Annotated in this window: 12 protein-coding genes and 2 tRNA genes; all 14 read right to left on the bottom strand. The window is 41.8% G+C overall.

Translation table 11 applies throughout. From position 1 onward, the window contains the following. Positions 1–7 precede the first annotated feature (7 nt). Complete coding sequence (locus B1s21160_RS00070; protein ID WP_095671886.1) at positions 8–385, bottom strand: heat shock protein transcriptional repressor HspR; 378 nt, start codon at positions 383–385, stop codon at positions 8–10. Next, positions 382–1,296, bottom strand: coding sequence for a DnaJ C-terminal domain-containing protein (locus B1s21160_RS00065; RefSeq protein WP_095671885.1), 915 nt, complete (start codon positions 1,294–1,296; stop codon positions 382–384). Before B1s21160_RS00065 ends, B1s21160_RS00070 begins: the two co-directional genes overlap by 4 nt. 12 nt (positions 1,297–1,308) lie before the next feature. Then, positions 1,309–1,812, bottom strand: coding sequence for a nucleotide exchange factor GrpE (grpE, locus tag B1s21160_RS00060; RefSeq protein ID WP_095671884.1), 504 nt, complete (start codon positions 1,810–1,812; stop codon positions 1,309–1,311). After that, positions 1,812–3,641 carry a molecular chaperone DnaK gene (dnaK, locus tag B1s21160_RS00055; RefSeq protein ID WP_095671883.1) on the bottom strand — a complete coding sequence of 610 codons (1,830 nt, stop codon included), beginning with the start codon at positions 3,639–3,641 and terminating at the stop codon, positions 1,812–1,814. The genes grpE and dnaK overlap by 1 nt, the downstream gene beginning before the upstream one ends. Positions 3,642–3,800: 159 nt before the next feature. Beyond that, a complete protein-coding gene (locus tag B1s21160_RS00050) occupies positions 3,801–4,337 on the bottom strand; it encodes a rhomboid family intramembrane serine protease (RefSeq protein WP_095671882.1) in 537 nt (178 codons plus the stop codon). Continuing rightward, the gene (locus B1s21160_RS00045) at positions 4,338–4,847 is read right to left on the bottom strand and encodes a peptidylprolyl isomerase (protein WP_095672867.1); all 510 of its coding nucleotides are present in this window, start codon (positions 4,845–4,847) and stop codon (positions 4,338–4,340) included. It lies immediately after the preceding gene. Positions 4,848–4,908: 61 nt separating this feature from the next. Continuing rightward, positions 4,909–4,981 (bottom strand) — tRNA-Ala (locus B1s21160_RS00040). 15 nt (positions 4,982–4,996) lie between these two features. After that, positions 4,997–5,071: transfer RNA gene (locus tag B1s21160_RS00035), tRNA-Ile, on the bottom strand. Positions 5,072–5,155: 84 nt separating this feature from the next. After that, positions 5,156–7,639 (bottom strand): DNA gyrase subunit A, encoded by a 2,484-nt coding sequence (gyrA, locus tag B1s21160_RS00030; protein WP_095671881.1) that lies wholly within the window; start codon positions 7,637–7,639, stop codon positions 5,156–5,158. 2 nt (positions 7,640–7,641) lie between these two features. After that, a complete protein-coding gene (gene gyrB / locus B1s21160_RS00025; protein ID WP_095671880.1) occupies positions 7,642–9,636 on the bottom strand; it encodes a DNA topoisomerase (ATP-hydrolyzing) subunit B in 1,995 nt (664 codons plus the stop codon). A 151-nt stretch (positions 9,637–9,787) separates the two neighbouring features. Next, positions 9,788–10,243 (bottom strand): DciA family protein, encoded by a 456-nt coding sequence (locus tag B1s21160_RS00020; RefSeq protein WP_095671879.1) that lies wholly within the window; start codon positions 10,241–10,243, stop codon positions 9,788–9,790. Then, positions 10,240–11,328 carry a DNA replication/repair protein RecF gene (gene recF / locus B1s21160_RS00015; RefSeq protein ID WP_095671878.1) on the bottom strand — a complete coding sequence of 363 codons (1,089 nt, stop codon included), beginning with the start codon at positions 11,326–11,328 and terminating at the stop codon, positions 10,240–10,242. The genes B1s21160_RS00020 and recF overlap by 4 nt, the downstream gene beginning before the upstream one ends. Before the next feature lie 18 nt (positions 11,329–11,346). Next, on the bottom strand, positions 11,347–12,474 hold the full coding sequence (gene dnaN / locus B1s21160_RS00010; protein ID WP_095671877.1) for a DNA polymerase III subunit beta: 1,128 nt from the start codon (positions 12,472–12,474) through the stop codon (positions 11,347–11,349). A 327-nt stretch (positions 12,475–12,801) separates the two neighbouring features. Next, the gene (gene dnaA / locus B1s21160_RS00005; RefSeq protein ID WP_095671876.1) at positions 12,802–14,235 is read right to left on the bottom strand and encodes a chromosomal replication initiator protein DnaA; all 1,434 of its coding nucleotides are present in this window, start codon (positions 14,233–14,235) and stop codon (positions 12,802–12,804) included. Between the last annotated feature and the right edge of the window lie 136 nt (positions 14,236–14,371).

Below are 14,371 nucleotides of genomic sequence, written 5' to 3'. Positions count from 1 at the left end.
CTTACTATTAATCTTTTGGATAAAGAACAACAGTTTGTTCACTTCGCCTGACTAATGATCTTGGTGGATTTGCCTCAAGCAGTGCGTCTACTTCAGTTCTAAGTTTTGCCACCTCTAGTGACATATTTGCCACCGCCTCCTCCAATTGCATAATTCTGGCTATTCCTGCAAGGTTTATTCCTTCACCAACCAAGCGCTGAACATTACGTAATTTCACAATATCTAGGAGTGAGTACCTACGATTTTTTCCAACTGTTCTATTTGGGGAAACAATTCCTAGGCGGTCGTATTGGCGAAGGGTTTGTGGATGCAATCCAGAAAGCTGGGATGCAACTGAGATTACATAAACTGCCTCATCTTGTGGGATTGGATTCTCGTTATTCATAACTTAGCCTTTTCAAATAATTCATCCCTGGGATTAAAATCCTTTGTCGCTTTAGCAAACTCCTCAACCGCTTTTTTAGCTGCGCCATCAACACGTTGTGGAACTTTCACATCTAGAGTGATCATTAAATCCCCAGTAGTTGAGCCTTTTTTAACTCCGCGCCCTTTTACTCGGAGTGTTCTACCCGACGGAGTGCCAGGTGCAATACGAACTGTTACTTCATCCCCATCTAATGTTGGAACTGATATATCAGCACCTAATGTCGCCTCTACAAATGTAATTGGCAAAGTTAGGTGGATGTTTTCATCTTTTCTAGAAAATATTGAGTGTGGTGTCACATGGATTAATACATATAAATCACCAGCTCCTGCTGCCCCTGGTGCACCCCGGCCTTTAATTTTTATCTTTGCGCCATCCTTAATCCCAGCAGGAACTCTGGTAGTGATATTTGTTGGCGTAGATCCTTGCGGGGCTAGCCTTAAATTTAACTCTGTGCCATAGATAGAGTCCTTAAATCCAATTGAGGCTTCAGTTTGTAGATCAGCGCCGTGACGCTGACGGGCACCACCAAATAATGTTGAAAAAATATCCCCACCTGAGCCAAATAAATCTGAGAAGTCACCGCCATTAAAACCTTGCCCACCACCATTAAATCCAGATGAAATCCGACCTGATTTGAATGCCTCTCTGGCGTCGTCATACTCGCGTCGTTTTTTATCATCGCTTAATATGTCATAGGCCTCAGAGACCGCTTTGAATCTATCCTCTAGCTTTTTATCACCTTTTGTTTTATCTGGATGTAATTGCCTGGCAAGTTTTCGATACTGTTTTTTTATTGCATCACTATCTGCGTTTTTTGTTACACCAAGAATTTGGTAGTAATCCTTTTCATACAAATCCTTGGCAGCCATAAAAGCCTTGAATTACGCGGATATTTCTGGATCACTAACAGCAACCCGTGCTGGTCTAATTACCCGATCTTTAAACTTATATCCTGGTTGTAAAATCTTTGAGGCGGTTGGCTCAGTAACATCTGCTGAGCTTTCATGAGTTAGCGCTTCATGAATCTCAGGGTTAAATGGCACAGGTGCTTCAGAAAACTTTGTTAGCCCTAATTTTTCAACAATACCGTTAATACGATCAGCAACCGCTTTAAAACCACCGGTTAATTCACCATGCTCGGCAGCCCGATCTAGATCATCTAGTACAGGTAAAAACTCCATTAATACCGCTGCAAATGCAAACTCAGTTGTAGCCACTCGATCACGATCTACTCGCTTTCGATAATTTGCATACTCTGCCTGCAGCCGTTGTAGATCAGCGGTTAAAGTTGCCACCTCATCAACTACAACAGTTGCCTCACTTAAAACCTCATCAACTGCGTCAGAAAGTTCCTTCTCTGACGCAGCTAAGTTTTCTTCACTCATTACTTTTGCTCATCCACAACTTCAGCATCCTGCACACCATCATCGGCAGGAGTATCACTTGCTGGTGCTTGCGCAGCATTTGCTGCATATAAAGCAGCACCCAGTTGTTGACTGATCTCCGAAACTTTTTCAGTTGCACTCTTGATTGCTGAAAGATCAGTACCTTCGAGTGATTTCTTTAACTCTGCAATCGCAGATTCAAGCTCAACTTTTTTAGTAGCATTTTCACCCTCATTAAACTTATCGGCGTTATCTTTTAAGAACTTTTCAGTTTGATAAACCAGTGAGTCACCTGAGTTTCTAACATCTGCCTCTTCGCGGCGTTGCTTATCCTCATCAGCATGAGCTTCAGCATCCTTCATCATTCGCTCAATATCATCTTTAGATAAAGCAGAGCCGCCGGTAATTGTCATCCGTTGTTCTTTGCCAGTTCCAAGATCTTTAGCTGAGACATGAACAATTCCATTTGCATCAATATCAAATGTAACTTCAATCTGTGGGACACCACGTGGTGCTGGTGGTAATCCAGTTAACTCAAACATGCCAAGTTTTTTGTTGTAAGCAGCCATCTCGCGCTCACCTTGGAATACTTGAATTTGCACAGCAGGTTGATTGTCATCAGCGGTTGAGAAAATCTCACTTCGCTTTGTTGGAATAGTGGTATTTCGCTCAATTAACTTGGTAAATACCCCACCTTTAGTCTCAATACCCAGTGATAAAGGTGTGACATCAAGAAGAAGCACATCTTTAACTTCACCTTTTAAAACACCAGCTTGTAAGGCAGCGCCCACAGCTACTACCTCATCTGGATTAACTCCCTTATTTGGCTCTTTGCCACCAGTTAATGATTTAACTAAATCCACAACAGCTGGCATACGAGTTGATCCACCAACTAGAACTACATGATCAATATCTGCAATTGGGATTCCAGCATCTTTTAATACTGATTGGAATGGCTTTTTGCATCGCTCGAGTAGGTCAGCACTTAATCCTTGGAACTGCGCCCTAGTAATAGTTTCATCTAAGAAAAGTGGATTCTTCTCAGCATCAACCGTGATGTATGGCAGATTAATTGAGGTCTGAGCAGAGGATGAAAGTTCAATCTTTGCCTTTTCAGCACCTTCACGAACACGTTGCATCGCCATCTTATCTTTTGTTAAATCAATTCCATTTTTAGCAGCAAAGGTTTTTACCAGGTGATCAACTAATGCTTGATCCCAATCATCTCCACCTAAGTTGTTATCACCATTGGTTGCTTTAACCTCAACCACACCTTCGCCAATTTCAAGGAGTGAAACATCAAATGTTCCACCACCTAAGTCAAAAACTAGAATAGTTTGCTCTTTGTCACCCTTATCTAAACCGTAGGCGAGCGCAGCAGCTGTTGGCTCATTAACAATACGAAGCACATTAAGACCAGCAATCTCACCAGCCTCTTTAGTTGCTTGACGTTGGGCATCATTAAAGTATGCCGGAACAGTAATTACCGCATCAGATATTGTCTCGCCCAAATAACTTTCAGCATCACGTTTTAACTTCATTAAAATACGTGCGCTAATCTCCTGAGGTGTGTACTTCTTGTCATCAACATCTTGAGTCCAGTTGGTACCCATATGTCTTTTAACTGAGCGAATAGTTCGCTCCACATTGGTTACAGATTGTCGCTTTGCAACCTCACCAACTAATACCTCACCATTTTTTGCAAAGGCAACTATGGAAGGTGTGGTTCTTGCTCCTTCCGCATTTGCAATAACAGTTGGATCACCGCCCTCTAATACTGAAACACAGCTATTAGTTGTTCCTAAATCAATTCCGACCGCTCTTGCCATTTTTTTCACTTCCTCCTGTTTTTTAAGTTTTATCCTTTTTAAAAGAGGTTCTAACCCCTTTTCATAGGCCTATTTTCAACCTTGAGCCCCCATCTAGTCAAAAGGTTGAGCCAGATAGGCTCAAGGTTGCTATCTACAGGAACTAATTAAGCGTGGAGTTTATTCCCAGCTGCTCTTTTTAGGCTTAACCACCAGGGTGGCAAGGCCGCCACCGAGCAGCCCACCTAGATGGGCCTTCCAGTCAATTCCAGGGATGAGAAAGGGAATAGCAAGGTTTAATGCAATTAATCCTGCCCCTTCTTTTAGATTCGCGCCCAATCGTTTGCCAACAATAAGTAGGCAGCCAAAAAGCCCAAAGATCATGCCGGAAGAGCCGACCGCCATGCTGGTTAACGGGTTAAAGAGGTAGGAGGTGATTGAGCCAAATAAAAGTGAGGTGATAAGAATAAAGATGTACTTGCCTCTACCTAAGTAGTTTTCAATATTAAAGCCAAGTGAGTAAAGCGCTAACATATTAAAAAGTAGGTGTATCCAGCCGCCGTGAACTAAGGCAACAGTAAATAATCGATACCACTGACCGTTTTCAATAGCCAGACCGTAGAGTGCGAACTCATACTGCAGACTTGGCCAGATTAAACTTAATACAAAACAACCAGAGATAAAAACAACTAAATCTCTAGTTAAAGATTTTGGCATTTACTTAAATGATACGGATGTAATCTTTACAGCTTGCACAGGTTTGTCATTAGCCCCAGTTTTTACGCCAGCAATCACATCTACTACCTTTTGACTGGCATCATCTTTAACCTCACCAAAAATACTGTGTTTACGGTTTAGCCAAGTTGTGGCTGCTACAGTTATAAAAAATTGTGAGCCGTTGGTATTCGGCCCAGCATTTGCCATAGCAAGTAGGTATGGCTTATCAAAATTTAACTCACCGTGAAACTCATCAGCAAAATTATATCCAGGTCCTCCCATACCACTTCCAAGTGGATCACCACCTTGGATCATAAATCCTGGAATTACTCTATGAAAAATAGTTCCGTCATAAAGATTTGTCTTAACCTTCTGGCCAATATTTGGATCAACCCACTCTTTAGCCCCAGTTGCGAGCTCAACAAAGTTTGCAACAGTTTTTGGTGCTTGGTTTGGAAATAGTTCAATCACAATATCGCCCATAGAGGTGTGTAGGGTTGCTGAGTTCATTGTTGCGCTCATTTCTTTATCTAAAATAATTTATATTTAAATTAATAAATATAAATACTTGTGGAGACCAGGGGAATCGAACCCCTAACCCCCGCCTTGCAAAGGCGGTGCTCTACCAATTGAGCTAGGTCCCCGCATTGCGTGCAGGGTGGGCCTATGTGGACTTGAACCACAGACCTCTTCCTTATCAGGGAAGCGCTCTAACCAGGCTGAGCTATAGGCCCATATTGCTGGTGAAGGCTACCTGAGTAGGCACTTCCTATCCAAAAGTACTTATAGATACCTCATCATCTATCTACTTATTACGCTTAATCAAGATCATCAACTAAACGAGTAACAGATACTACTGAGATTCCAGCATCTAGGTTAACCAGCCTTACACCCAAGGTGTCCCTGCCAGTCTCTCTGATTTGTGTCAATGGTGTGCGCATTACTGTGCCAGCTGATGAGATCGCAAGAATCTCATCACTTTCTTGCACAATCATCGCCCCTACTAATACACCTCGAGAATTTTCGTTAATCTTTGCAGCTTTAACTCCAACTCCACCTCTGTTTTGAGTTCGATACTCCTCAAGCTTTGTTCGTTTGGCATAACCACCATTAGTTGCAGTAAATACGTAATTTTTATTATCACTACTAATTGCTGCCATCGCTAATAGGTTGTCACCTTTTCTAAATTTCATCCCAATAACACCGGTTGCTCCTCTTCCCATTGGTCGAAGGTTTTCATCATTAGCTGCAAACCGAAGTGACATTCCCATCTTTGAAACCAATAACAACTCTTCCTTGTCACTTACTAATGTTGCTGAGACCACCTCATCATTTGCTTTAAGTGAAACCGCAATTAAGCCACCACTTCTTGGTGAGTCATACTCAACCAATGGTGTCTTCTTAACAATGCCAGCTTTTGTGGCAATTACTAAATAAGGTTGAGTTGAGTAATCTGAGATTGCAATAACTTGAGCGATTAACTCATCTGGCTTAAATGCTAAAAGATTTGCCACGTGCTGTCCTCTGGCATCTCTTCCTGCATCGGGTAGTTCATGAACTTTGGCACGATATACCCGCCCTTTGTTGGTAAAAAATAATAACCAGTTGTGTGTGCTTGCAGTAAAGAAGTGTTCAACTACATCATCGGTTTTTAATGCCGCTCCCTTTACGCCTTTACCGCCACGTTTTTGAGCCCGATAAGCCTCAGCCTTAGTCCGTTTTGAGTACCCGCCTTTGGTAATTGTCACCACCACATCTTGATCAGGAATTAAATCCTCAACAGACAAATCGGTATCTCCTGCGATTATTTGGGTACGTCGATCATTGCCATACTTTGAACCAACCTCTGTTAGCTCACTTTTGATTATGGTTCGCTGCTTTTCAGGGCTAGCTAAAATCACCTTTAACTCTTTGATCTCCTTCATTAATTCATCATGTTCATCAATAATTCTCTGCCGCTCTAAAGCTGCGATTCTGCGCAACTGCATATCCAAGATCGCATTCGCTTGTAATTCATCTACTGAAAGTAATTTCATCAACCCAGAACGGGCCTCTTCCGGCGTCTTGCTTGCTCTAATTAAGGCGATTACTGCATCCAACGCATCAAGGGCTTTTAAATAACCTTGCAGTATGTGATCTCTTTTTTCCCGCTCAACTAAACGGTACTTGCTTCGTCTGACAATTACCTCAACTTGATGCTCAATGTAGTAACGGATGAACTCATCAAGCCGCAAAGTTCTTGGCACGCCATCAACTAGCGCCAACATATTTGCACCGAATGAATCTTGTAATTGGGTGTGTTTATAGAGATTGTTTAAGACAACCTTTGCTACCGCATCATTTCTAAGAACAATTACTAATCTTTGTCCTAAACGTTCATTTCCTTCATCCCTAACATCTGCAATTCCTTTAATCCGGCCGTCTTTGACCAGCTCTGCAATTTTTAACGCTAAGTTATCTGGGTTTACTTGATAAGGAAGCTCGGTCACAACCAGGCAAGTGCGCTTATTAATCTCTTCAACCTCAACAACTGCTCGCATAATTACTGAGCCACGGCCGGTTCGATATGCATCCTCAATTCCACCTCTGCCAACAATTAATGCTTTGGTTGGAAAGTCGGGACCCTTAACAATTCCCATTAGTTTTTTTAATAACTCATCAGATTTCATCTCTGAGTTTTCTAGTGCAAAACATGTCGCCTCAATAACCTCATTTAAATTATGTGGTGGGATATTTGTTGCCATACCAACTGCAATACCGGCAGATCCATTTACTAATAAGTTTGGAAAGCGAGATGGTAAAACTGTTGGCTCTTGTGATCTGCCGTCGTAATTTGGAATAAAATCAACTGTTTCTTCATCAATGTCTCGCATCATCTCCATTGCAAGTGGTGCAAGCCGAGCTTCGGTGTAACGCATTGCAGCAGCTGGATCATTACCAGGGGAGCCAAAGTTTCCATTGCCATCAATTAATGGATAGCGAAGTGACCAGAACTGTGCCAAGCGAACTACTGCGTCATAAATAGCGGTATCACCATGTGGGTGGTAATTTCCCATCACATCTCCAACAATTCGAGATGATTTGTAATAACCCTTATCTGGTCTGTAACCAGCATCAAACATTGCATATAAAACCCTGCGGTGTACTGGTTTTAAACCATCTCTAATATCCGGTAGCGCTCTACCAACAATTACGCTCATTGCGTAATCTAGGTATGACCTAGCCATCTCAACTTGCAGATCTACCGACTCTTGTCGATCACGTCCATGTTCAGTTTCATTATCGGTAAACGTCTTATCCATAATTAAATATCCAAGAATCTGACATCTTTAGCATTTCGTTGGATAAAAGATCTTCGCAATTCAACATCTTCACCCATTAATACTGAGAACAAATCATCTGCCGCAGCTGCATCCTCTAAGGTGACTTTAATTAGAACTCTAGTTGCTGGATCCATTGTGGTGTCCCACAACTCCTTTGCTGGCATCTCACCTAATCCTTTAAATCTTTGGATGCCATCCTCTTTTGGTAATTTCTTCCCATTCTCTAATCCCATTTGAATAAAACCATCTCGCTCTTTGTCACTGAAGGCGTACTGGACTGGTTCTTTGCCGCCCCACTTTAATTTATATAATGGTGGTTGAGCCAAATAAACAAAACCGTTTTCAATTAACGGCTTCATAAATCTAAATAACAAAGTAAGTAGCAAGGTTCTAATATGTTGGCCATCAACATCAGCATCTGCCATTAAAATAATTTTGTGATATCGCAGCTTTGCTAAATCAAAATCATCATGAATGCCGGTGCCGAGTGCGGTAATTAAGGCTTGCACCTCATTATTTTGTAAGACGCGATCAATTCTTGCCTTTTCAACATTTAAAATCTTTCCACGAATTGGAAGCACTGCTTGATAACGTGAATCACGGCCGCCCTTAGTTGAACCACCAGCGGAGTCACCTTCAACAATATATAACTCACACTTTTCTGGCTCAGTCCATTGGCAATCAGCTAATTTTCCAGGCATGCCTCGGCCTTCAAGTAATCCTTTTCTATTACGGGAGAGATCTCTTGCTTTTCTAGCAGCAACACGGGCTGCGGCTGCATCTATTGATTTTCTAACAATATCTTTTCCCTCACTTGGATTTTTTTCAAACCAAGAGGTTAGGTGGTCATTCATTGCTTTTTGGGTGAAGGATTTAGCCTCAGTATTACCTAATTTTGTCTTGGTTTGTCCCTCAAATTGTGGCTCAGCTATTTTAATTGAGATTATTGCAGTTAATCCCTCACGCACATCATCACCTGTTAAGCGATCCTCTTTCTTTCGAATAAATCCCCACTCCTCACCAAACTTATTAACTATTGAGGTGAGTGAGGTTCTAAAGCCCTCTTCATGGGTGCCGCCTTCTTGAGTGTTAATTGTGTTTGCAAAGGTGTAAACAGATTCTGAAAATCCAGTATTCCATTGCATTGCAACTTCCAGGCTCATTTTGTGTTTGCTGTCATCGGTGATAAAAGAGATCACAGATTTGTGAGTTGCACCCTTTGATAAATTTAAATGTTTAACAAAATCTATAATTCCACCAGCGTACTCATACCTAACATGTAATGGATTTCCTTTATCATCAACATGTCCGGTGCGATCATCAGTTAGAGTTAAAACTAATCCTTTGTTTAAAAATGCCATCTCGCGAAAACGCGCCGACAATGTCTCAAATGAGAAATCTGTGGTTTCAAATATGTCTTTTGATGGCCAAAAGGTTACCGTTGTGCCAGAATCTTGTGTGCTACTGCCCTTTTTTACTGGCGTAGTTGGCACACCTAATTTATAGCTTTGGTGCCAATTAAATCCATCACGTTTTACCTCAACTGACAGGTCGGTGCTTAATGCATTAACAACTGAGATACCAACACCATGTAATCCACCTGAAACTGAGTAGCCACCGTCACCGAATTTTCCACCGGCATGTAAAACAGTTAAGACAACCTCAAGCGCTGGTTTTTTTTCAACTGGGTGAATATCAACTGGAATACCTCTGCCATCATCTATGACCTTAACTGATCCATCTTTTTGCAAAATAACATTGATCTCATTGCAATAACCAGCAAGTGCTTCATCAACTGAGTTATCAACTACTTCGTAAACTAAATGGTGTAGCCCGCGCTCACCAGTTGAGCCGATATACATACCTGGTCTTTTTCTAACCGCATCTAATCCTTCAAGTACAGTGATATTTGATGCGTCATACCCTTTGTGTTCCTTCTTAGATTGAGCTTGGGTTGCGGTGTTTTTAGTCGCCACTGGTATACCCCCAAAATCTCTTATAGGTGATCCTGGCCGTTATTAGACCGGCGCACCCCATAATCTTATCGGGATATCAAGATTAGAAATACTCAAATTAAGGGTTTGTGGGTGAAATGCGCAGCTTTTAGCCAAGTTTTGTGGGTGGATACTAGCCGTAGGTATCTCGCGGCCCTCTAGCCCCCTTTATTGAACGAAGCCCTCGTTTCCAACTTGGCGCGTGTGGGCCAATCATATTTAACTCCTCAACTAGAGCACCCGGCGCTGAATTTGAAATAGTTTTTAACAACTCATTTTGCATAAGTCTCATTTGGGTTGCCCAAGCAGATGATGTTGATTGAATTGTTAACCTGCCATCAACTAATGAGATAGGTGTTGTGTGCTCAGCGATCTCAACACCAACTACCTCCGCCCAATTACTAAAAAGATTTCCCTCTGCAATACCTTGTCCCCAATTTCTACCCGCCACCATCTCGGCTAAAACAGCTTCTAGAGATTGTGGATCAATATTTTTTTCTCTGCTTTCATTTGTTTGATCATTATTTTGGGTTTTTCGAAAACCAGAGCGATAAAATTTATATAGCTCTTTTGCTAGATCCCGTTTCATATTTTACTCACCACACCTGACTTCACTAAATACTTCACTCCAGTAATAGATTTAGGAAGATCATTTTCCACCGCCACTGTGATTAATGTTTGCTCCGCGCTTTGAGTTATTGAGGCTAACTTCTCTCGGCGTTCCTCATCTAACTCTGCGAAAACATCATCTAGAATTAAAATTGGTGATAAGCCCTCTGATTTTAATAAATTATAGGTGGCAAGTTTTAAAGATAATGCAATAGACCAAGACTCACCCTGACTTGCATAGCCTTTAACCAAATGATCACCCAACATCAAAGTGAGATCATCTCGGTGGGGGCCAACTAGGGTTAATCCTCGCTCTAGCTCTGCGCCACGATTAGTAATTAACCGCTCCATAATTTTACCTGTGTTTTCTAAAGCATCTGTTGTTGGATTTTCAATACTGGATTTATAGATTATTTGAGCGGGTTTTGTATCTGAGATCTGCTGATAAACCTCGTTAAATAATGGCTTTAACTTTAGTAAAGCAGATAGCCGAAGTGCAATTAATTGCCCACCAAACTCTGCTACCTGCTTGTCCCAGGGGGCTAGCGCATCAGTTGATGCCCGGGTTTTTAGTAATGAGTTTCGTTGCTTTACCGCTCTTTCATAATCAGTAATCACCCCAGCAATACGGGGTGATCTTAAAGTTAGTAGTTGGTCGATAAATCTTCTTCGTTCACTTGGATCTCCTCTAACAATATCTAAATCCTCCGGTGAAAAGTAGATGGTTTGCACAATCCCAAATATCTCTTTTTGGCTGCGGACTGGATTTTGATTTACTTTTGCACGGTTGGTTTTTTCATTATTTATCTCCAATTCAACTAACACCTCCCGCTCTGGGTACTTCACTTTGGCTCGAATATAAGCGCTGTTGTTGCCTAGTTTTATTAAAGGGGTGTTTCCGCTTGCTCGGTGTGAGCTTAAAAAGGTTAAATAGAGAATACTTTCTGCAATATTGGTCTTACCCTCACCGTTTTTACCAATAAATATTGAAACACCGGGTTGAAGTTGTAGCTCAAGTGAGGTGTAGGAGCGGTAGTTGGTGAGGTTTAAGTTGGTGATTAACACTAAATTAAAATTAAATAATTATGAGGAGTAGCGCATTGGCATTAATAAGTATTTGTAATTAGTGATTGGCGCACTTCCTGCCTCAGTTTGGCCAGTTAATACCGCTGGTTTATTTGCGCCAGTAAATGCGATGTGTACAAATGCGGTGCTGATTGCATTTAATCCATCTGTTAAAAAGGTTGGATTAAAAGCGATATTTATATCCTCACCTTTATAATTAATATCTAACTTCTCACTGGCTTGAGCTTCATCCCCAGTACCAGCCTCTAATTGCAATGTGTTGTTTGAGAAATTAAGCCTAAGTGGCACAGTTTTATCGGTGACTAATGCAACCCTTCGTACTGAATCTAAAAATGGCGCCACTTCAATAATTGCATTTGCGGTTGAATCATTTGGCAGTAGGTGCCTAAATGGGGGGAAGGAGCCATCTAAAACTCTTGAGGTCATACTTTTTCCTTCGGCGACAAAACCTACTAATTTTTCATTTGTGTTTGTGGGTGCCAAAGAGATTGTCACTTGGGTTGATCCGATTAAAGATTTAGCTGCGTCCGCCAAGGTACGGGCGCGTAATAATGAAGTGGTTTCGATGTTGGCATCTTTAGCACTCCAAGTTAACTCTCTAACCGCTAAGCGGTATCGATCAGTCGCAGCTAATGTGATTTGGTTTTTATTAATCTCCACAAATACACCAGTTAGTGTTGGTAGTGAGTCATCTTTACCTGCTGCAATCGCTACTTGATTTACTGCGGTTGCAAATAAATCTGAAGCTAAACTTCCAGAAGCACTTGGTAACTCTGGCAGGGTTGGATACTCAACTAATGGCAGGGTTGGTAATGTGAATTTCGCACTTCCTGCTGTTACTAAAACCCTGCTTCCTTCTAAATTAAAATTGACTGGTTTTGCAGGAAGGGCCCTTGATATTTCAGCAAGTAATCTTCCTGGAACTAAAACTTTTCCTTTTTGGGAAACGTCAGCTTTAAACTTTGCTTTAGCTGCAGTCTCCAAGTCAGAGCCAGATAATGTGATCTCATCCTGCACATCAATAACTATTCCAAGCAAGGCGGTGGTGATAGGTCTATTAGAGATTGATTTAGAAACCCAGTTGACAGCATCAACTAGATCATCTCTTTCAACTACAAACTTCACCTTTTCGCCCGCTTCCTTTATTTTTAACTTTTATAATTTAGAAATCTTAACTACTTAAAGTTTTATCCAACAGTTCGCTGCCACCCAGCTATTTATCTCTATATAGTGGTTAGTAATAACCAGAGATCAAACTGTGGGTTTTTAACAAAACCGCAGGTCAGACGCAATAAAACCTTCCCCCAAAGCTGTGGAGAGGGTGTGGGAGCCTTGTTTAAATCAAGTTTTTAAAAACCCTCAAAAAACATTATCCACACTTATCCACATCTTATCCCCAAGTTGGGGGTATTAATCTGGGGACACTTTTCGATATTTAGTTGTCTTAAAACCCTACTTCTTAGATTGCTGCTTGATCCGGTTGGTTAACTCAGTCACCTGGTTATAGATCGAGCGTCTTTCAGCCATCAATTGGCGAATCTTGCGATCGGCGTGCATCACTGTGGTGTGATCTCTTCCCCCAAAAGCCTGACCAATTTTCGGCAAAGAGAGCTCTGTCATCTCACGGCAAAGATACATCGCGATCTGTCTGGCATTGACTAGAACCCGAGACCTTGAGGTGCCACAAAGATCATCAACTGAGAGTGAGAAGTAGGAGGCGGTCTGGGCCATAATGGTTGGTCCAGTGATTTCTGGGCCACCCTCCTCCGGAATTAAATCCTTAAGCACAATCTCTGCCAGTGATAAATCAACACCTTGCCGATTTAAAGAGGCAAATGCAGTGACGCGAATTAACGCCCCCTCTAACTCACGGATATTTGTGGAGATTTTACTTGCGATGTACTCCAAAACTTCATCCGGTGCGTTTAATTTATCTTGCGCAGCTTTCTTACGAAGAATTGCAATACGGGTTTCAAGCTCTGGTGGTTGAATATCGGTAATTAATCCCCACTCAAATCTAGAGCGCAGGCGATCTTCCAAAGTAGTTAACTGTTTCGGCGGCCGATCACTGGAGATAACTATCTGTTTATTAGCGTTATACAAGGTGTTGAAGGTGTGGAAGAACTCTTCTTGTGTCCGCTCTTTGTTCTCCAAAAATTGAATATCATCAACTAATAAAATATCTAAGTCGCGATAACGTCTTTGAAAGACTGAAGCCTTGTCATCGCGGATGGAGTTAATAAAATCATTTGTGAACTCCTCAGATGAGACGTAGCGCACCCGAACTGAGCCATACAACTCTTTGGCATAAGCACCAATAGCGTGCAATAGGTGGGTTTTACCCAACCCAGATTCACCATAGATAAATAGCGGGTTATAAGCCTTTGCTGGCGCCTCTGCCACCGCCACCGCAGCTGCGTGGGCAAATCTATTGGAGGCACCAATAACAAATGATTCAAAAACATATCTTGGATTTAATTGCGCACTTTCATTATTGTTTAATGAGGTGGAGTTTCTGCCAACACCAACCTTAGGTAAATTTTGTGTCTCAATCACCTCTGGAGTGAAATCTTGCTCACCATCATTATCACCCTCATCATAATTTTCACCCTTACCCTCACTAGTAACAGTGACCGCAATATTTATTTTTTCACCAAATTGATTACTTAACTCCTCAGTTAAAATTCCACGCAGCCTGGTCTCTAAAACATCCTTAGTGAAAAGATCCGGAGCTGATAACAAGAGATTTGATCCCTCATCACTAGCACCTGGCAGTAAACCAAGCGGCTTAGTTCTTGCTAAGAATGCGCTGTATTGCGGGGTAGAGACGGATGAGACCACCTGCTCCCAAAGTTTTTGCAGATCAACCTGCGCAAGCGTTGCCATCTAATCACCCACATCCTGGCTAAAAGCCCTTTAAAAGTTACCCACAAAGTTATCCACAGGCTGTGGTCTAAACCTGCCCTTTAAACTTCTATTTCTAGCCAAAGAGGGGAGAATCTGTGGATAGGGGGCGAACATA

The sequence above is a fragment of the Candidatus Nanopelagicus hibericus genome (assembly GCF_002288005.1).
GTDB lineage: Bacteria > Actinomycetota > Actinomycetes > Nanopelagicales > Nanopelagicaceae > Nanopelagicus > Nanopelagicus hibericus.
Note: the sequence above shows the minus strand (reverse complement) of the source record. Positions and strands in the feature narration are given on the sequence as shown.

Bases quoted from the DNA above. Each gene is read 5' to 3' on its own strand.
- B1s21160_RS00070 (WP_095671886.1), bottom strand. From the start codon at position 385: ATGAATAACGAGAATCCAATCCCACAAGATGAGGCAGTTTATGTAATC.
- B1s21160_RS00065 (WP_095671885.1), bottom strand. From the start codon at position 1,296: ATGGCTGCCAAGGATTTGTATGAAAAGGATTACTACCAAATTCTTGGT.
- grpE (WP_095671884.1), bottom strand. From the start codon at position 1,812: ATGAGTGAAGAAAACTTAGCTGCGTCAGAGAAGGAACTTTCTGACGCA.
- dnaK (WP_095671883.1), bottom strand. From the start codon at position 3,641: ATGGCAAGAGCGGTCGGAATTGATTTAGGAACAACTAATAGCTGTGTT.
- B1s21160_RS00050 (WP_095671882.1), bottom strand. From the start codon at position 4,337: ATGCCAAAATCTTTAACTAGAGATTTAGTTGTTTTTATCTCTGGTTGT.
- B1s21160_RS00045 (WP_095672867.1), bottom strand. From the start codon at position 4,847: ATGAACTCAGCAACCCTACACACCTCTATGGGCGATATTGTGATTGAA.
- gyrA (WP_095671881.1), bottom strand. From the start codon at position 7,639: ATGGATAAGACGTTTACCGATAATGAAACTGAACATGGACGTGATCGA.
- B1s21160_RS00020 (WP_095671879.1), bottom strand. From the start codon at position 10,243: ATGAAACGGGATCTAGCAAAAGAGCTATATAAATTTTATCGCTCTGGT.
- dnaA (WP_095671876.1), bottom strand. From the start codon at position 14,235: ATGGCAACGCTTGCGCAGGTTGATCTGCAAAAACTTTGGGAGCAGGTG.